Origin of the sequence: Priestia megaterium NBRC 15308 = ATCC 14581 (assembly GCF_000832985.1) — a bacterium.
Taxonomy (GTDB): Bacteria; Bacillota; Bacilli; order Bacillales; family Bacillaceae_H; genus Priestia; species Priestia megaterium.
On record NZ_CP009920.1, the window covers coordinates 21,979 to 39,077 of the forward strand.

21 protein-coding genes and 1 pseudogene are annotated in these 17,099 nt (G+C 39.0%); 10 read left to right on the forward strand and 12 right to left on the reverse strand.

Annotation, left to right across the window (positions count from 1 at the left end; translation table 11 throughout):
• Positions 1–38: 38 nt before the first annotated feature.
• Positions 39–788 (reverse strand): SDR family NAD(P)-dependent oxidoreductase, encoded by a 750-nt coding sequence (locus BG04_RS00580; RefSeq protein ID WP_034650716.1) that lies wholly within the window; start codon positions 786–788, stop codon positions 39–41.
• Positions 789–986: 198 nt separating this feature from the next.
• On the opposite strand from BG04_RS00580, the gene BG04_RS00585 reads away from it, so the two are divergent.
• On the forward strand, positions 987–1,253 hold the full coding sequence (locus BG04_RS00585; RefSeq protein WP_034650713.1) for a hypothetical protein: 267 nt from the start codon (positions 987–989) through the stop codon (positions 1,251–1,253).
• 49 nt (positions 1,254–1,302) lie between these two features.
• Here the strand turns inward: BG04_RS00585 and cysI are convergent, their stop codons facing one another.
• A complete protein-coding gene (gene cysI, locus BG04_RS00590; protein ID WP_013083867.1) occupies positions 1,303–3,024 on the reverse strand; it encodes an assimilatory sulfite reductase (NADPH) hemoprotein subunit in 1,722 nt (573 codons plus the stop codon).
• Positions 3,025–3,046: 22 nt separating this feature from the next.
• Positions 3,047–4,855 carry an assimilatory sulfite reductase (NADPH) flavoprotein subunit gene (locus BG04_RS00595; protein WP_013083868.1) on the reverse strand — a complete coding sequence of 603 codons (1,809 nt, stop codon included), beginning with the start codon at positions 4,853–4,855 and terminating at the stop codon, positions 3,047–3,049.
• 618 nt (positions 4,856–5,473) lie between these two features.
• On the opposite strand from BG04_RS00595, the gene BG04_RS00600 reads away from it, so the two are divergent.
• Positions 5,474–5,656: a YolD-like family protein gene (locus BG04_RS00600; RefSeq protein WP_013083869.1), complete on the forward strand. Its 183-nt coding sequence runs from the start codon at positions 5,474–5,476 to the stop codon at positions 5,654–5,656.
• 25 nt (positions 5,657–5,681) lie between these two features.
• Entirely contained in the window at positions 5,682–5,834 is a 153-nt protein-coding gene (locus tag BG04_RS30785) for a hypothetical protein (protein ID WP_013057796.1), read from the forward strand.
• A gap of 34 nt (positions 5,835–5,868) precedes the next feature.
• Here the strand turns inward: BG04_RS30785 and BG04_RS00605 are convergent, their stop codons facing one another.
• Positions 5,869–7,476, reverse strand: a complete 1,608-nt coding sequence (locus BG04_RS00605; protein ID WP_034650708.1) for an MDR family MFS transporter — start codon at positions 7,474–7,476, stop codon at positions 5,869–5,871.
• A 22-nt stretch (positions 7,477–7,498) separates the two neighbouring features.
• A complete protein-coding gene (locus BG04_RS00610; RefSeq protein ID WP_013083871.1) occupies positions 7,499–7,951 on the reverse strand; it encodes a MarR family winged helix-turn-helix transcriptional regulator in 453 nt (150 codons plus the stop codon).
• Positions 7,952–8,109: 158 nt separating this feature from the next.
• Here BG04_RS00610 and BG04_RS00615 point away from each other — a divergent pair, with 158 nt between their 5' ends.
• On the forward strand, positions 8,110–8,859 hold the full coding sequence (locus tag BG04_RS00615) for a MerR family transcriptional regulator (protein WP_034650703.1): 750 nt from the start codon (positions 8,110–8,112) through the stop codon (positions 8,857–8,859).
• 184 nt (positions 8,860–9,043) lie between these two features.
• Here BG04_RS00615 and BG04_RS00620 read toward each other — a convergent pair whose 3' ends face one another.
• The 4 genes from BG04_RS00620 to BG04_RS00635 all read right to left on the reverse strand — a co-directional run bounded on the left by BG04_RS00620 (position 9,044) and on the right by BG04_RS00635 (position 10,584).
• Complete coding sequence (locus BG04_RS00620) at positions 9,044–9,577, reverse strand: GNAT family N-acetyltransferase (RefSeq protein WP_034650700.1); 534 nt, start codon at positions 9,575–9,577, stop codon at positions 9,044–9,046.
• A 44-nt stretch (positions 9,578–9,621) separates the two neighbouring features.
• Positions 9,622–9,993, reverse strand: coding sequence for a hypothetical protein (locus BG04_RS00625; RefSeq protein ID WP_034650698.1), 372 nt, complete (start codon positions 9,991–9,993; stop codon positions 9,622–9,624).
• A 42-nt stretch (positions 9,994–10,035) separates the two neighbouring features.
• A complete protein-coding gene (locus tag BG04_RS00630; RefSeq protein ID WP_014459359.1) occupies positions 10,036–10,227 on the reverse strand; it encodes a hypothetical protein in 192 nt (63 codons plus the stop codon).
• A gap of 84 nt (positions 10,228–10,311) precedes the next feature.
• Positions 10,312–10,584 (reverse strand): hypothetical protein, encoded by a 273-nt coding sequence (locus tag BG04_RS00635; protein ID WP_016764777.1) that lies wholly within the window; start codon positions 10,582–10,584, stop codon positions 10,312–10,314.
• A gap of 222 nt (positions 10,585–10,806) precedes the next feature.
• Between BG04_RS00635 and BG04_RS00640 the strand changes: the two genes are divergently transcribed.
• The 3 genes from BG04_RS00640 to BG04_RS31250 are packed head-to-tail and all read left to right on the forward strand — an operon-like array spanning position 10,807 to position 12,164.
• Positions 10,807–11,040, forward strand: coding sequence for a hypothetical protein (locus BG04_RS00640; RefSeq protein WP_016764778.1), 234 nt, complete (start codon positions 10,807–10,809; stop codon positions 11,038–11,040).
• A 15-nt stretch (positions 11,041–11,055) separates the two neighbouring features.
• The gene (locus BG04_RS00645; RefSeq protein WP_230586533.1) at positions 11,056–11,979 is read left to right on the forward strand and encodes a GerAB/ArcD/ProY family transporter; all 924 of its coding nucleotides are present in this window, start codon (positions 11,056–11,058) and stop codon (positions 11,977–11,979) included.
• A gap of 14 nt (positions 11,980–11,993) precedes the next feature.
• Positions 11,994–12,164, forward strand: a complete 171-nt coding sequence (locus BG04_RS31250; RefSeq protein WP_230586532.1) for a hypothetical protein — start codon at positions 11,994–11,996, stop codon at positions 12,162–12,164.
• 20 nt (positions 12,165–12,184) lie between these two features.
• Here the strand turns inward: BG04_RS31250 and BG04_RS00650 are convergent, their stop codons facing one another.
• Positions 12,185–12,901, reverse strand: coding sequence for a CPBP family intramembrane glutamic endopeptidase (locus BG04_RS00650; RefSeq protein ID WP_034650690.1), 717 nt, complete (start codon positions 12,899–12,901; stop codon positions 12,185–12,187).
• Between the two features lie 219 nt (positions 12,902–13,120).
• Between BG04_RS00650 and BG04_RS00655 the strand changes: the two genes are divergently transcribed.
• Positions 13,121–14,308 (forward strand): macrolide family glycosyltransferase, encoded by a 1,188-nt coding sequence (locus BG04_RS00655; RefSeq protein WP_034650687.1) that lies wholly within the window; start codon positions 13,121–13,123, stop codon positions 14,306–14,308.
• Between the two features lie 94 nt (positions 14,309–14,402).
• Here BG04_RS00655 and BG04_RS00660 read toward each other — a convergent pair whose 3' ends face one another.
• Complete coding sequence (locus tag BG04_RS00660; protein ID WP_013057808.1) at positions 14,403–14,720, reverse strand: hypothetical protein; 318 nt, start codon at positions 14,718–14,720, stop codon at positions 14,403–14,405.
• Positions 14,721–14,928: 208 nt separating this feature from the next.
• Here BG04_RS00660 and BG04_RS29235 point away from each other — a divergent pair, with 208 nt between their 5' ends.
• Both BG04_RS29235 and BG04_RS00665 read left to right on the forward strand, forming a co-directional pair.
• Entirely contained in the window at positions 14,929–15,048 is a 120-nt protein-coding gene (locus BG04_RS29235; RefSeq protein WP_013057809.1) for a DUF4023 domain-containing protein, read from the forward strand.
• 172 nt (positions 15,049–15,220) lie between these two features.
• Positions 15,221–16,261, forward strand: a pseudogene (locus BG04_RS00665) (alkene reductase); the annotation flags it as partial.
• A gap of 28 nt (positions 16,262–16,289) precedes the next feature.
• Here BG04_RS00665 and BG04_RS00670 read toward each other — a convergent pair.
• Positions 16,290–17,012: a GDSL-type esterase/lipase family protein gene (locus BG04_RS00670; protein ID WP_034650680.1), complete on the reverse strand. Its 723-nt coding sequence runs from the start codon at positions 17,010–17,012 to the stop codon at positions 16,290–16,292.
• Positions 17,013–17,099: the final 87 nt, after the last annotated feature.

Consider the following 17,099-nt stretch of genomic DNA (forward strand, 5'->3'; position numbering starts at 1 on the left):
AAAAAGGATTCTTTTCTTAAAAAGAATCCTTTTTCATTTTATTTAAATGCCGCATACCCATCATCAGCCATGATGACGCTGCCGTTTACAGCTCCCGCTTCTTCTAAGGAAAGCAAATAAACCATATCTGCAATTTGTTTTGGTGTAGTGAGCTCTCTGCTCATCGTTTTCGCTTTCATTCCTTCAATCATACCGTTGTCTTTATAGCCTTGAATAATGGGCGTATCAACAAATCCTGGCGCAACGGCGACGACGCGAATACTGTATTTAGCGAGATCTAGCGCAGCTGATTTCGTCATCATCACAACAGCTCCTTTCGTTGCGTGATAGGCATAGGTACCGGGTGAGGCTAAGAAGCTAAAAATAGATGCCGTATTGATAATGACGCCTTTAATACCTAACTCTCTCATTTTCCTGCCCGCTGCCATAATCCCGTATGTAACGCCGTGCTGATTCACATTAATAATACGGTGATATTCTTCTAAGTCTTGATCTAAAATAGATGTAGGGTGTCCAATACCTGCATTGTTAAACATCACATCAATTCGCCCAAAGCGATTCACGGTTTCTTCAATCAGTGCTTCCACTTCTTCAAACTTTGTGACGTCCGTTTGTATAAATAAAGCGCTCCCTCCAGCTTCTTCAATTTTTTGAAGGGCCTCTTTTCCTTTCCCTTTATCATAATCAGCAATGACCACCGCGTCTCCTTTTTGCGCAAACTTTAAGGCAGTTTCTTTGCCAATTCCGCTTGCTCCCCCTGTAATAACCGCTACTCGTTTTTGCTGCATGTTTCTCCCTCCTTGATAAAAGTTCCTTTCTTTTACATTATAGCATTCTTTTTTATACCATCCGTTTCTATTAGTCACCTCATTGCTATGAAATTAGCCGAGTTAAGCATAGTTGAACGCCTTTTTTAATAAAAATCAGCGTGTGTACAAGCATTCTGTCATTTTTTGCATTTACTATAGTGTAAGGAGGTGATGGCTATGCATGAACACACAGGAAATGTATCTATCCCACGTCCTCCGGATGTGGTAACAATTCTGTGGGAGCGAAATCCTTTGGATAGACAAGCTCCTCGTACTGTCGTAGAAGCAACAGTAATCGGCAGCGCAAATCCTTGCGGACGTTTGTTAGCTCAAGGTCAGCGCTACCGCACTGCAGCTCATTGTTTACTTGACAACGGCTTTGAACAAATTACTGCTGAAAGATTAGGGGTATTTGGAGTAGCTGTATTTGTTAGAGAATATTAAAATAGAAAAAGGGACTTTTCTGTAAGTTAGAAAAGTCCCTTTATACATATTACGCGTGGAAATTCGTGCCGTCTGTTACAGCTTCGATTACACCAGCGCGGATGACAAAGTCACCAAAGTGCTCGCCTTCTTCTCTTTCTTTTGCATAGCGAGGAAGCAAGACGCGCAGCTCGTTTAAAATTTCTTCTTCACTGATATTTTCACGGTACATTTTACTTAAGCGGCTGCCATCAAATGCTGCTCCAAGATACATATTGTATTTACCCGGCGCTTTACCGATAAAAGCAATTTCACCTAAAGCAGGACGTGCACAGCCGTTAGGACAGCCCGTCATACGAATAGTAATTTCTTTATCGCGAAGGCCGTTTTCATCTACAATTGCTTCAATTTTCTCAAGAAGAACTGGTAAATAACGCTCAGCTTCTGCCATCGCAAGCCCGCAAGTTGGAAGCGATACACAAGCTAATGAGCTGCGGCGAAGAGCCGAATAATGCTTGCCGTCAGTTAATCCATATTGTTCGATGAGGTCACTAATTTGTTTTTTCTTTTCAGTTGATACGTTCGCGATAATTAAATTTTGATTGGCCGTTAAACGGAAATCACCGCTATGAATTTTTGCAATTTCACGAAGACCCGTCATAAGCTTATAGTCTTCAAAGTCAGCAATACGTCCACCTTGAACAAAAAGAGTAAAGTGCCATTTTCCTTTTACACCTTTTTCCCAGCCGTAGCGGTCGCCGTTATGATCAAAGTGATAAGATTTTGCTTCGTCTAAGCTCCAGCCCAGACGATTTTCAAGCTCTTCTTTTACCGTTTCTAATCCAAGACGATCAACCGTGTATTTAAAACGCGCGTTTTTACGTACAGAGCGGTTTCCATAATCACGTTGAATCGTAATGATTTTTTCAGCTACTTCTAGAATTTGATCAGGTCGACAGAACCCAATCACTTTTGCAAGCTGAGGGTAAGTTGCTTTATCTCCGTGCGTCATACCCATACCGCCGCCGATTGCTACGTTAAACCCAACAAGTTTCTCGTCTTCTAAAATGGCAATAAAGCCAAGGTCTTGTGAATACACGTCAATATCATTAGACGGTGGAACAGCTACGCCAATTTTGAACTTTCTTGGCAAATAGAGCGGACCATACATTGGTTCCACTTCTTCTTCCACTTCCGGTGTGCTGATCACTTTCTCTTCATCTAGCCAAAGTTCGTGGTACGCTCTTGTACGAGGCAATAAGTAATCACTTAATTTTTTTGACCATTCGAATACTTCAGCGTGTACTTCTGACTGATAGGGATTCGGATTGCACATTACGTTACGGTTTACATCTCCGCAAGCTGCAATTGTATCTAATAACGAAGCATGAATTTCTTGAATCGTTTTCTTCATGTTCCACTTTAAAATTCCGTGCATTTGGAATGCCTGACGAGTTGTCAGCTTTAACGTTCCATTTCCGTATTTTTGTGCCAAATCATCCATCACTAGCCACTGTTCTGGTGTTGAAACACCGCCTGGCGTACGGACTCGAAGCATGAATTGGTAAGCTGGCTCTAGCTTTTGTTTTTGGCGTTCGTTACGAAGATCTCGGTCATCTTGCAAGTAGCTTCCGTGGAACTTCATCAAACGATTATCGTCTTCAGAAATACCTGAGCTAATGCGGTCTAGCATTGTTTCTCCTAATGTACCGCGCAAATAATTACTTTCATCTTTTATGCGCTCAACGTCACTTGGAGGACCTTCGGGCGCTTTTAAAATTTTGTTTACCATGTTGAAAATCTCCTTTCAATCCTCAGTATACATCACGCTGATAACGTTTTTGTTTCTTCATTTCAGCAAGGTAACCTTCCGCCTGTTCACGGCTCATCTTGCCTTCTGTTTCGATAATTTCAACTAGCGTGTTGTGCACGTCGCGTGCCATATTTGTTTTATCTCCGCACACATAAAAAGATGCGCCTTCTTCTAACCATTGGAATAATTCTTTACTATGTTCGAGCATACGGTTTTGTACGTATACTTTTTCTTCTGTATCGCGTGAAAACGCCACGTCCATTTTTGTCAGTACGCCATCTTTTAACCACTTTTGCCATTCTGTTTGGTAAAGGAAGTCTGTTACGAAGTGCTGATCTCCAAAGAACATCCATGACTTTCCTTTTGCCCCTGTTTCTTCACGCTCTTGCATAAATGAGCGGAACGGAGCCACACCTGTACCAGGTCCTACCATAATAATTGGCGTTTCTTGATCTTGAGGAAGCTTAAAGTTTTTATTGCTTTGAAGGTATACAGGAATCGTATCGCCTGGCTGCAAACGTTCTGAACAAAGGACTGAACAAACACCTTTACGCTCGCGTCCATGCGCTTCGTAGCGTACCGCTCCGATTGTTAGATGAACTTCATCAGGGTTTGCTGATAAGCTGCTTGCAATCGAGTAAAGACGCGCTGGCATTTTACGTAGAATGGCTACAAACTCTTGTGCCGATACGTTCCATGGACCGAAGTCACGAACTAAGTCAATTACATCACGGCCTTGTGTGTATGCTTTTAATTCCTCGCGATTTTCTACAAGGGCTTTTAACTTATCGTTTCCAGTAAGCTCAGCTGCTTGCTTTAAAAGCGGCTTTGTTAAAACGGTAATTTCAAAATTAGAGATTAGCGCTTCTCTAAGAGGACGCGTTTCTCCTTCTTTATTAACCGTTACACTTTCACTTGCATCCCACTTGAATTCGTTAAGAAGAAGATCAACAAGCTCCGGGTCATTTTCAGGATAAATACCTAAACTGTCTCCTGGTTCATACGTCAAACCTGAACCTTCTAGAGATAGTTCTAAGTGTCGCGTTTCTTTATTTGATCCGCGGCCGTTTAAGTTTAAGTTCTCAAGCACTTCTGCTTTAAAAGGGTTTGTTCTTGAATATGGTGAAGTTCCTGCAGGAGCTTCCGCTGGAACAGCTGCCGAAGCGCTGTGTCCTTTCGCTTCGCTTAATCCGTCAATAACACCTTTAAGCCATTTATTTGCGGGCTCTTCAAAATCTAAATCACAGTCAACGCGCGGATACAGTCTTTCACCGCCAAGTTCTGCTAAGCGCACATCAAATTCTTTTCCTGTTTGACAGAAAAATTCGTATGAGCTGTCTCCAAGCGATAAAACAGAGAAACGGAAGTTCTCAAGTTTTGGCGCTCGACGGCCGTGAAGAAATTCATGGAAAGATAGCGCATTATCAGGCGGCTCTCCTTCTCCATGTGTACTTACGACAATTAATAAATTTTCAAGTTTCTTTAAATTATTTGGTTTGAAATCATTCATAGAAGATACAGTTACATTAAAGCCTTTTGCTTCAAGCGTTTTGCCTGTATTTTCAGCAAGTCCTTGAGCATTTCCTGTTTGTGATCCATAAAGAATCGTTACGTCTTTTGAAACTGTCTGTTTCGTTTGAGCAGGCGCTGCTGTAGAAACGTCTGGCGTTCCTTCGGCAGACGTAGATTGAGCTGCTGTTAAATAACCGCTCAACCACATTTTTTGTGCTTCTGTTAATGTCGGCAGAAGGCGATTAAGCAAATCTGCTTGTTCTTGATTAAAAGGGCTGTTTACTACCTTAAGTTGCAACACTGTCCACCTCACAAAAATATATAATTTAAATATGTATGCTTTTACGAATCATCTTCAACAACATTTAATACCTGTGTCTAATTAATCAATGATGTTTCCTTTCATACATTATTATTCCTATAGATTATATCAAATTTAATTATATAAATCATTAGAAAATTCTTATCAAATTCGTCTACCTGCATTTTATCGGAGAAGAATAAATTAGTAAAATACATATAATTGATAACTAGTATTAAGATCATTAATAATTGAAGTTATGTTTACTTTTTTTATAAACGCAGTTACTTCTATATTTGTTCATTCTACATCCTTCACATGAATATGAATATTTTGTAATTTTTAGAGAAGTTTTGTAGAAACGGTTTTCTTTCTCATCAGAATGTTACATAATAAATGTAACATTAATCCTTTTAAAAAACACTATATGGAAAAGACAGTATATTCTGAAATTTAGGACAGTTTATAGGTGAGCTAGCAACCTTTTATTCCATCTATTCATACACGTTGAAGAATATAAAGGGAAGCTTGCAGTACATACAATTCCCTTTTGCTCATCTCAAATGAAAGGACTGGCTTTTAAAGCAGGTAATCTTTTTTAAGGAGGCTTCTTGAATGTTTTTACGAGAATTAACGAAAAGTGGGACGATAACTGTTTCTTACTATAAAGATGGGACGTTGCAAACGTGCAAAGGCCGCGTGCACAACTTAAATCTCCATCAGCAAATTCTATCCGTAAAAGACGAAAATGAAGCCGTTGTTTCCCTTTTGCTTTCTGATATTAAATCCATTCATTAGTATGTAAAATTAAGGAGGAATTACCATGTGGAAAGATAATAAGCAAGCGCTTACAGATTTTGTGTCGGAAGATCGATTTGAACTGAACTTATATTTAACGTATTTGCTTGATCAAATTTCGTATGACACGTCTAAACAATCTCCTTTTCTTCGTAAGCCTAATGAAACAACTAGTTAATATAGAAAAAAGCGCACAAATTTGTGCGCTTTTTTTAATGTGATGGCTCTACTTCAACAATGCCTTCTTCTGGTTTTTCTTCAGCTTTTTTATTTGAAAGCTTGATCTGCCTTAAGAACAATGTGCATACCGCTCCTAAAATAATAAAAGCTAAGCCCATGAAAAAGACGCTGTGCAATGCGCTCATTAGCGAGGTCTTCAAAATTGGCACAATGCTGTCTGAAAGCGCAGCTGGAATACTCTTTAGCGCCTCAGGGCTAAACAGCATCTGCAGCACACTTTCAGGATTCGTATCAATCGCTTTTTTAAACCCGTCTGCAAAAGCACTTGCTTGAGCAGGCAATGTGTTTAAATATGGAACGAGTTTGTCAGTAAGAAGCGTACCTGATTTTGCATTCATTACTGCTCCTAAGATCGTAATACCGAACGTTCCTCCAATTGAACGGAAAAATTGACTTGATGATGTAACCACACCGAGCTCTTCTTTTGAAAAGCTCTCTTGAAGAGCAAGTGTTAAAATTGGCATTACAAGACCCATTCCTAAACCGATTATGGCCATATAAGAAGTGGCAACAAGTTTGCTAGTATGAAGGTCTAATGTTGTTAACAAGAAGAACCCTCCTGCCATAATGAGCATACCCGTAACAATTTGAGGCTTGATTCCAACTTTATAAACAAGCTGCCCTCCAATAATACTTGTTACAATCATTGAAATCATCATCGGTGTCATAATGGTACCGGATTCCGAGGCGCTGACTCCAACGATTCCTTGCATAAAGAACGGAACAAACGTAATGGCTCCGAACATGCCGATGCTCATAAAAAAGCCAATGATATTTAAAAGCGTAAACGTTCGGTTCTTAAATAAATACATCGGAAGAATCGGCTCTTTCGCTTTCGTTTCCACAATGATAAAGCTTATGACCCCAACAACAGCAAGTGTAAATAGACTAATAATTTGCCATGAGTTCCAGTCGTAGTCTTTTCCTCCAAAGCTCAGGGCAAGAAGCAAGCTCACTACTCCGATAACCATTGTCAACATACCGGCTACATCAAATTTAACAGGTCCCGTATGTTTCTTTCCTTGAAGTCCCAGTGCAATAAAAACGGTAGCGAGTATCCCTACCGGCAAGTTGATGTAAAACACCCATTTCCAGTTCAGTGAATCAACAATCCATCCGCCAATTTGTGGACCGATGACAGAAGCAAGACCGTAAATTCCTCCGAATACTCCTTGAAATTTTGCTCGTGCTTTTCCTGTAAATAAATCACCGATTACAATCATTGCCATCGGCATCATAACGCCGCCGCCAATTCCTTGTAATGCACGGAATAAAATAAGCTCTGTCATGTTATTTGCCATTCCACATAGAGCAGAAGCGACCATAAAAATAATAAGTCCTGTAACATAAATTACTCTGCGTCCTACTAAATCAGCGAGTTTCCCTGCAATCGGAACAACCGTTGTCGACGTTAATAAATAGGCTGTTGTCAGCCATGTCATCATGCTCAATCCACCAAGGTCTCCTACAATTCTTGGCATAGCTGTTCCGACAATGGTTCCATCAAGTGCAGAAAAGAACATCGCAATAATTAACCCAATTAATAAGAGCGTGCGCTTTGAATTTTTTTGATTTTCCATCGTGTGTCTCTCCTCTTTTTTGTTACTGCTGCTTATCTTTATAAGAAGCAGCTGACGTTGCAAGTTTTTTCGTAATAGAAGCCATCATAGAAAGCTCTTCTTCTGTTAAATGCAAAAGGTAGCGGTCCATAATGGCTTTTCGACCATTCAGCACATCTTCAAGCTTGCGATGCCCAAACTCCGTTAAGGTAATATCAACGACTCGTCTGTCCTCTTTATTATGTTCTCTTACAACAAAATTGTGTTGTTCGAGACGATCCACTAAAAGAGTCACGGCGCTCGGTTTGACATCCATTAGCTCTGCAATTTGAGAAACCTTACTGCTCCCTACTTTCTTTAAATAAGAAAGAACAAATAATTGCGTAGGAGTCATCTCATGCTCATTTAGACTCTCCATTATTTCAGGCTGCATTTTTTCAAATAGCACTTGAAGCGATGAACGAATCTCTCCAAGATACTGATTGCTTTTTGTCACATCTATTCCTCCAGGCTTGCTTATTTATTTCATGTTATAAATAGTTAATGCTAATTAAATATAAATGCATATAAACTAAAAGTCAATTATTTCTTTTTTAGTATTGACCCTTACGCTGCGTTATATTTTATAGTAGATTTTAGAAGGGAGATGAAAGAATGAACAGAAAAGTAAAAGAGGTTGCTGACTTAGTAGGAATCAGCGTCCGCACGCTGCATCACTATGACGAAATCGGGCTATTAAAACCTGATGCCGTTAGTGAATCCGGCTACCGGCTTTATTCACCGGCTAATCTCGATATGCTTCAGCAAATATTATTTTTTAAAGAACTTGGCTTCCCTTTAAAACAAATTCACGAGATTATAACAGAACCGACGTTTAATCGCATAGAAGCGTTGATACTGCAAAAAAACATGCTGATTGAAAAACGCAGTCGGCTCGATCAAATGATTGTAACCATTAATAAAACGATTCAATATGAAGAAGGAGCGATTGAAATGAACGAAAAAGAGCGGTTTAACGGACTGGATTTTTCGCATAACCCATACGAAGAAGAAGCACGAAAGCGCTGGGGAAACCAGCGGGTAGATGAAGGGAATGAAAAAGTACAAAGCTTCTCACAAGAAGAACAGCAGCACATGTCAAACGAATGGGAAAGTATCTACACTCACTTAGCTTCGCTTCGTGATCTGTCACCATCCTCTACAGAAGCTCAAAAAGCTATTGCGACATGGTATCAATTTTTAAATAAAAACTTTGGAACGTATTCATTAGAAGCCTTTAAAGGTCTTGGAGAAATGTATGTGCAAGATGAGCGATTTACAACTAACATCAATCGCTATGGAAAAGGATTAGCGAAATTCATGAGCGAGGCGATGAGTGCATTTGCTGATGCTAACAAACAATAAACAAAAGAGATTTAAGTATAACTAAATCATTCTAATCTAAAGATAAATAGATTGGATACATGGGCTGAACTGCTTGTTACAGCGCAAGCATAAAAAAATCCGAACGACGTTGATTCTCCATCAAGAATCTCGATTCATCGTTCGGATCTTCCTTTAACGAAACTACTTTTGTTCCAGCCTCTTTTTATAAATGAAGCCCCATAAGCATTGTATTATAGTACAAGCCATTTATATAGGTGTCTTTTTCTTTTAATCCTTCTATTTGAAACCCTAGCTGCTTGTATAAAGAAATAGCTCTTTGATTATCTTCTCGCGTCACAAGTTCGATTTTTTTTGTTTGTTTATTCATACGTGCCCATTCAATCAGCTCAATCATTAGCTGTCTTCCTAACCCTAGCCCGCTATAAGATTTGTCTACCACGATACCAAGGGTACCCACATGCTTATTACGCGGGTTTTGAGGCGAGGTGATGGATGCAATACTAATGATTTCTTCTTCTTTTTCAGCCACGACTATAAGAGAATTTTGCTCTTGTTTTACAGAAGCTAAAAACACTTCATACTCTGAAACAGGTCTAAGAAACTCCCCTTCTCCAAATGAAAGAAAATCACTTTCTCCTCCCACTCGATTGTAAAAAGCAATCATTTTCTCTGCATCTTTTGATTCTGCTTCTCGAATGGTGACGCCTATACCATTCTTTAATGTACGTAAACTCATATACCTATCTTCCTTTTAGTTATTCTTGTTTGCCTATATGGGTTTTAGCGTTGTTTTTCTCTCCACTGACCTAACCACATGCGATTTCCTAAAGCCGTAAAATCATTTTCATCGGCGTAGCGTTCAATGACGGAAAGCGCGTTGTCCTCAAGCATTGGTGAATAGCTCATAATTTCTAAAATATGATGTGCAGCCCATAGGTCAATCCGATAAGTAGGATTCGTCAGCAGTGTTGAAAATTCAAACAGCATGCCTGGATAGTATAAATGAATGAGCTGCGCAATTTTTTTCATATCTTCTGCAGCTCGGTTTCCTTTTTTTACAGATTTCTTATTTCGATAATCAATTTCATAATGAATTTTTGCGCTTTTTTGATAAAGATCAACTAGCGTTTCGTACGTACGATGTTTCTGCATTTCTCATCTTCCTTTTCTTCTAGATTTCCTCGTTTGAAGATGCTATAGTTCATTTTTAGGTTTCATATATTCAAATAAATGCAGCAAAAATATAATACTTCCGCCAATACACATCACAAAACTTAACGTAGCAGGATACTGAATAAAGAAACCGACAACACCAAAAATCAGCATAGCAAGCGCTCCTATCATCATAAACAGATGATATGCCGGTGTATTTTCTTCATTATTCATACATAACTCCTTTTCACTATTTTTTAAGTTATTAAAAAGATATGATACTTCTTTTGGACTATGATCTTTTATTTTGCTGCCGCTTTATTTCTTTAGCTTAGCACGAAGTAACGTGAGAAGGCCTCCTCCAAACATGACGCCACCCACAATTTGATACAGGTGTATGTAGCTTTTTACCGTTTCAAGATACAGATCTGTGTCTGCATTCCCTTTACTTTCTAGCCATCTTTGGCCCATTGCCTGACCCGTTGCAACGCTTTTTAACAAAACGACCAGGCCTCCGAGCATGACAACGGCTGCGATCATAAGCTGTACCTTTTCTTTGTCATCTAGCATTTTTTTGAATTCGTCTGCCATCTATCTCTCTCCCATCCTTACCTTGTTATGTATCTACTTGTTTGTAATCATGCTGTTTTTTCTCTATTATAACGCTTAACTTGGTCATTATAACACGGTTTTGCACTGCCTTTAGTCTTACTTTTCGTAAATGAAGCCATCTTGGGTGATACTATTTTTGAAACACAGGCGTCTTTAACATCCCTTTATTATTTTTGAAGGGTTACTAATTGAGGTTGATACATGCTTATATTTTTAGGGATTTTTTTACTTTGTGTAGCTGTTTGTTTAGTAGAAATACCTTATTTAAAAAAAGTGAAAAGTAAAAGAGAAAAGCGAATTTTTTGGAGTTTGTTCACAGTAAGTATGTTGATTGTTAGTTTAAAATACGGCGGTGTGGAAATCCCCAACCCCGGGGACGGCATTGCTTTTTTATTAAAGCCTTTTAGTGATTTTTTGTTCAGTCTGTTGAAGTAAAAGGAAGTGAACAACGTGCATAGTCAGATGAAATTATCCGCAGCACAGTTTCGAATACTCGTGATTTTTTATAGTTTAGGCGACACTATTTTAGTTGTACCTGGAAGCTTAACGGCTGATTCTAAACAAGAGGCATGGATTCCAGCTATTTTAGGTGTAGGTGTAGGCGTTTTACTTGTATGGATGTATATCAAACTCTCTAGCCTTTACCCGAATAAAACCCTGATAGAACTCAACGAAGCCATTTTAGGCAAGTGGCTAGGAAAGTTTGTCTCTCTTTTATTTGTCGCTTCTACTCTTCTTTTTTGCAGTCAAGTTTTGTTTTACGTGGGCTCGTTTCTAACAACTCGCATTATTATTCAAACGCCTATGCTTGCTGTTCATATTTTGTTTATGGGAATTGTGACTGTCGGCGTTCGGCTTGGCATTGAAACGATTGCCCGCTGTGCTGAAATTCTCTTCCCTTGGTTTGTTATTCCGTTTTTAATCTTAGTTTTTTCGATCTTTCCTCAAATTCATTATGAGAATTTACAGCCGTTGTTAGAGGTAGGCGTTAAACCTATTATCAGATCTATTCTGTTCTTTACAAGTATTACTTCTCTCACTTTTATTGTATTGCTGACCGTTTTCCCTGCTCACGTAGCGGAACCTGATCAGCGAAATCGCGCTTTTTTTACAGGAAGCTTAATCGGTGGAGGCATTATGATTATTATTTTATTGCTTGGCATTCTTGTACTTGGAAATACGTATACACGTATCGCTTTATATCCAAGCTATGAACTTGCAAAGCGTATCGAAGTGGCCGATTTTCTGAAAAACATTGAAGTAATCATGGCCATTATGTGGTTTTTATCTCTTTATTTCAAAACGTCTCTCTACTATTATGCGACCGTTTCCGGACTCGCTCAAATTCTTGAATTAAAAACTACCGAATTTTAACTCTTCCGCTGGGCGTGATTGCCGTTACATTTTCACTTATCGTGTATCCAAGCATTCCATATGAACAAACGTGGGACAGAGATACGTGGATTCCGTACAGTCTGTTATTTGGACTATTTTACCCTCTTGGATTATTAATTGTTGGGAAAATTCGCGGAAAGCATTCCGCGTCTTTATCCAAATAAAAAAGCCGCTTAAGCGGCTTTTAAAAGAATACAGTTATACTCACTAATCCATTCCACAGCATATGTAAAATCATAGATGGGAAAATAGATTTTGTTCGATAATAAATAATGGCAAAAACAAGTCCCATTACAGTAGCCGTAATTGGGAAACCAATATGTAAAAGACCGAATACAAGAGCGGAAATGAAAATGCCTACAAGCACGTGATGACGTTTAGTTAAAAAGCCACATAAAACACCCCGGTAAAGCAGCTCTTCTTTAATAGGCGTAATGACTGCTACACTTATAAAAAATATCCAGCTCGAAAGCAGCGTTTGATTAAAACTGCCTTGATTTAAATCCTTTTGCTGCTGATCTGCGCTTTCTACGTTTAAAAATGAAAGCATCAGGTACTGCACCGCGGCTACAATTAAAAAGCCTACTACAATATATACATACGTTTTTCTTTCTTTTAATACTGAGAAGTTCCACATAGGCTTTAAAAATCTGCGCACAGGCCTGTACAGCACGGAAACGCCTAGAAAAAACGCCGCGTCTACCAGCAGAGCATATGGTCCTTCTAATAAAATTCCCGTCATATTTGAACCCGTAACTTCATCGTAAATAGCTACTCCAATTCCAGCTATAATCTGCAGACCAAAGCCCAACACGATAAATAGAAGCAGCGTGAAGTAAGTAAACTCTTTTTTCTTTTTAGGCTTTAAAACCGGTTCTAAATTTGTTGATAACGTACTCAAAATAGTAACCTCCAAAAATGATTCTTTCTCTCTAGTGCTCTCAAAATTCTACCATAACTTCCGCTTAACGATGTTATTTTTTAGGAAAAAAGTTATATTTTTTCACATTTTACACCCAAAGATAAGGTTTGAAAAGATAAATGAGCTAGCCAAATTAGTTGTCAACTTCCTTATATTTGATTACGCTTGAAGAAATCTTACCGAAAGTGAAGTGAAAAAATGGCAAACATTTTAATGATCAATTTTCCCGCTGAAGGTCACGTAAACCCAACGCTTGGAATGGTAAAAGCTTTTTCAGACCGAGGTGATACCGTTCATTACATTACGGCCGAGCGTTTTAAAGAGCGTCTTGAAAACGCCGGGGCTATCGTACACACTCACCGGGACTTATTAAGCGGTGTATCCATCAAGCCTGAAACTCCTCAAGGAATCAACGCTTTTTTAAATATCCACATCCAAACGTCTTTAGATACGCTAAAGCTTGTTCATACGTTATCAAAAAAATTTGACTTTGACTTTGTGTTTTACGACAAGTTTGGAGCAGGCGAATTAGTGCGTGATTATTTGCGGATTCCCGGGATTGTATCATCCGCTTCTTTTTTAATGCCAAAAGAACGCTTAGCAATGATGCCTCTGCATCCGGATTCAGGCATTCCATTTAAACCTGACGAAAAAGCTCAGTACGGGCTCAGCTTGCTGAAAAATCAGTTTGGGGTAGAACCTAAAAATCTGCTTCAATTTATGAACAATGAAGGCGAATTAACGGTCGTATATACAAGCCGCTTTTTTCAGCCGCTTCATGAACATTTTGATGACTCGTGTTTATTTATTGGGCCAAGCTTTCCAAAGCGTCACGGCTCTCATGATTTTCCGCTAGAAAAGCTAAAAGACGAAAAAGTTCTTTATATTTCAATGGGAACGGTGCTTCATGATGTAGAAGGCTTTTTCAACCTTTGCATCGACGCATTTAGCGACTTTGAAGGCAAAGTTGTGATTGCAGCAGGAGACCGAGCTGATTTTAAAAAGATAAAAAAAGCACCAGAGCATTTTCTTATTTCGCCCTATGTTCCCCAGCTTGACGTGTTAAAAGAAGCTGATGTTTTTATCACGCACGGAGGTATGAACAGCGTAAATGAAAGTATTCATTTTAACGTACCGTTAGTCGTTTTACCTCATGGGAAAGATCAGCCTCTCGTCGCTCAAAGGCTCGTGGAACTAAACGCCGGGTATCGCTTAGCAAAAGAAACGGTAAATGCTTCTCTTTTAAGGAATGCAGTTGACGAAGTCATACATGACGACCGCTACAAGAAAGGGATAAAAGAAATCAACGTAAGTTTCGAACAGGCAGCTGGCCCCGCCGCTGCAGCCGAAAAAATAGTAAATCACGTAGTGAAGCAATATTCATAAAGAAAAGGTGCACATTTGTGCACCTTTTTTCATTAAACCAGCTATGTACAAACTGTATATACGCCAATGATTAGCAAAATGACGGCTAAAAAACTTATGAATACAAATCCATATGACTGAAATAATCGAAAATATGATTTAAATCTGTAATCTTTATGCTATGAGTGCTGTAAGCAACGATTATTTCAGCCAGCATAAGAACGAATAAAATGGCCAATAGCACCTTAACAAGCGGAAATTGTCGGAACTGAGGAGAAAAAAGCAGCTTACTGACTGTATACAAAAACAGCAGGATAAAGTAGATCATCATGGCATTTGTCGCCTGAAGGGGCACATTCCAGACAAATATGTACACGCTGAATGTCAAAATTAAAATAAACGACATTTCTTTCCCGCTAAAAAAATCACTCATTGCGTAACACCTTTTCTTGTTCATGAATGAATAAGAAATTATAAACTCACGAAACATTAACATTATTTTTACAACAGTATACACGATTTTCCTATTAATTTCTATATACCGGTGTATATATGGAGCGGCTTTTAGCGGATTGGCGTCATGTTTTTGAGTGCAATGGGTTATAGTAACAGGGAAAGCTCATAAAGGAGGTTTAGATAATATGGAAAACACAAATGAATTTGTTCAAAAGCTGAACGATAATCAAGAAAAGCAGCGTAAAAATAAGCAGGGGCAAGCTACTGGGCATCCTGAGAAAAAACTTCCTAACAAACAGCATTAATGTTGTAAAAGTTGGCTGTAAAGACAGCCGGCTTTTTTTTTGAACTTTCTTCGGAAGTCGAAATGTTTGGAGATAAAACAAACCCCCTGTTACAATAAACTGAACCCGCTGCAAAACGTTCGCAGCTATACTTTCCTCTTAAGGAGCTGAATATAAAATGAGTAAATTTGAAAAACTATTCCAACCAACAAACATTGAAGCATTTGATTTACACACTCGTACAGCAATGGCACCGATGACAAGATGCTTTGCTGATCCAGAGACAGGCGTAGTCGGTCAAGACGTTGTAGACTATTACCGCCGCCGCGCAAAGGATGGTATTGGCTTAATTATTAGTGAAGGAATTGTTATCAGCGAACGCGCAAAAGGAAATCCTGGCGTTCCGGGTATCTATACCCAAGAACAAATTGATTCATGGAAGCCTGTAACAGAAGCTGTTCATGAAGAAGGCGGCACGATTATCGCTCAAATTTGGCACGTTGGCCGCTTGAGTCATTCCGGGTTAATCAATGGGCATAAGCCTCAGGCCCCTTCCGCTATTGCAGCACAAGGCCAAGTGCCTCGTTTCCGCAAGCCCTATGAAGAGCCTGAAGAAATGTCGAAAGAAGATATTAAAGAAGTTGTAGGACAGTATGCCCAAGCCGCTAAAAATGCCATTGAAGCAGGATTTGACGGCGTCGAAATTCACGGTGCTCACGGCTATTTGATCGATCAGTTTAATTCAGACTGGTCTAATAAACGCACTGATGAATACGGAGGCGGCCTTGCACAGCGATTAACGTTTATGAAAGAAGTGATTTCCGCTGTTATCGACGCCATTGGAAAAGAGCGCGTTGTGATTCGCTTCTCTCCTCATAAGCTTGATAAACCAGACTACCGCTGGGATGATACTGAAAAAGCTATTCAAACGTATACAGAAGCATTTAAAGAAACAGGAATTGAGATCATCCATCCGTCTATGCTGGATTTTTATGAAGATGTTCAAAACGGTCAAAATCTTTATGAAATTACGCGTAAGTACTGGGATGGACCGATTATCGGTGTAGGTGACTTAACGCCTGAATCAGCTGAAAAAGCGCTTCAAGCCGGCTGGATCGACGTAGCTGCTATTGGCCGTCCGCTGATTTCAAATCCTGATTATTTCCAGCGCATTAAAAACGGTGAGTCTCTTGTCGAATACGATGCTAAAAAACATTTACCAGAGCTTATCTAAAAAAAGCGCTCCTTCCGGAGCGCTTTTTTTACTGGTTTACGTATGCCTGAACCTCTTGTTTCCAAATAGCATAGCCTTGGCCTTTTAAATGAAGACCATCAACCGTGAAATTACTTTTTAACTGATTATGTGTAGATACTTTTGAATACAGATCAATGTAAGAATCGTTGTGTTTCTTAGCTAGACGCTCTAAATAGTTATTTAATGCGATAACATCTTTATTGTCCACTGCGTCGCCGCATTTTTTATTGTTCACGGGCAGTACACTTTGAACGTAGACTTTTGTATTCGGTGATTCTTTATGAATACGTTCAAGAATTTCAGTATAATTGGCTTTGGTTTTTTTTACAGATTTTTGCTCGTTTAAATCGTTAATGCCAATCATTAAGAAAATCTTTTTTGGCTTAGCATCTGTAATACTTTTTAGACGATGCAATACCCCTTCTGTTGTATCATCAGCTACGCCTCGATTGACAATCTGCTTATTATGAAAAAGTTCGCTCCATTCAGAGCGCTGGGTAATGCTATCACCGAGAAATACGATTGACTCTTTAGGAATACTTAATTGCTTAAACAAAGTGGTCCGTTCAATGTAATAAGGATTATCCCTATAGCTTTGCTTAGACGAATCCTTAGATGACAGCGGATTTTTCATTGCGCTGCTGCTTGTGGCATAAAAAGCAAAAACACCTAGGAAAAGGACATTTAAAATAATGGAACTGATAAATACAACTTTCTTTGTTGAACTCACGAAAACGACACTCCTGTACTTTGTATGTTTTTTAGATAACTCTACGATGATATAGTAAAGCTTCCTGTTAACACTCTTTCCCTCCAT

What these genes read in the sequence shown, in the direction of transcription:
- BG04_RS29235 (WP_013057809.1), top strand. Translation starts at nt 14,929, where the DNA reads ATGGAAAACACAAATGAATTTGTTCAAAAGCTGAACGATAATCAAGAA.
- BG04_RS00600 (WP_013083869.1), top strand. Translation starts at nt 5,474, where the DNA reads ATGTTTTTACGAGAATTAACGAAAAGTGGGACGATAACTGTTTCTTAC.
- BG04_RS00605 (WP_034650708.1), bottom strand. Translation starts at nt 7,476, where the DNA reads ATGGAAAATCAAAAAAATTCAAAGCGCACGCTCTTATTAATTGGGTTA.
- BG04_RS00630 (WP_014459359.1), bottom strand. Translation starts at nt 10,227, where the DNA reads ATGAATAATGAAGAAAATACACCGGCATATCATCTGTTTATGATGATA.
- BG04_RS00625 (WP_034650698.1), bottom strand. Translation starts at nt 9,993, where the DNA reads ATGCAGAAACATCGTACGTACGAAACGCTAGTTGATCTTTATCAAAAA.
- BG04_RS00615 (WP_034650703.1), top strand. Translation starts at nt 8,110, where the DNA reads ATGAACAGAAAAGTAAAAGAGGTTGCTGACTTAGTAGGAATCAGCGTC.
- BG04_RS00580 (WP_034650716.1), bottom strand. Translation starts at nt 788, where the DNA reads ATGCAGCAAAAACGAGTAGCGGTTATTACAGGGGGAGCAAGCGGAATT.
- BG04_RS00620 (WP_034650700.1), bottom strand. Translation starts at nt 9,577, where the DNA reads ATGAGTTTACGTACATTAAAGAATGGTATAGGCGTCACCATTCGAGAA.
- BG04_RS30785 (WP_013057796.1), top strand. Translation starts at nt 5,682, where the DNA reads ATGTGGAAAGATAATAAGCAAGCGCTTACAGATTTTGTGTCGGAAGAT.
- BG04_RS00585 (WP_034650713.1), top strand. Translation starts at nt 987, where the DNA reads ATGCATGAACACACAGGAAATGTATCTATCCCACGTCCTCCGGATGTG.
- BG04_RS00635 (WP_016764777.1), bottom strand. Translation starts at nt 10,584, where the DNA reads ATGGCAGACGAATTCAAAAAAATGCTAGATGACAAAGAAAAGGTACAG.
- BG04_RS00655 (WP_034650687.1), top strand. Translation starts at nt 13,121, where the DNA reads ATGGCAAACATTTTAATGATCAATTTTCCCGCTGAAGGTCACGTAAAC.
- cysI (WP_013083867.1), bottom strand. Translation starts at nt 3,024, where the DNA reads ATGGTAAACAAAATTTTAAAAGCGCCCGAAGGTCCTCCAAGTGACGTT.
- BG04_RS00640 (WP_016764778.1), top strand. Translation starts at nt 10,807, where the DNA reads ATGCTTATATTTTTAGGGATTTTTTTACTTTGTGTAGCTGTTTGTTTA.
- BG04_RS00660 (WP_013057808.1), bottom strand. Translation starts at nt 14,720, where the DNA reads ATGAGTGATTTTTTTAGCGGGAAAGAAATGTCGTTTATTTTAATTTTG.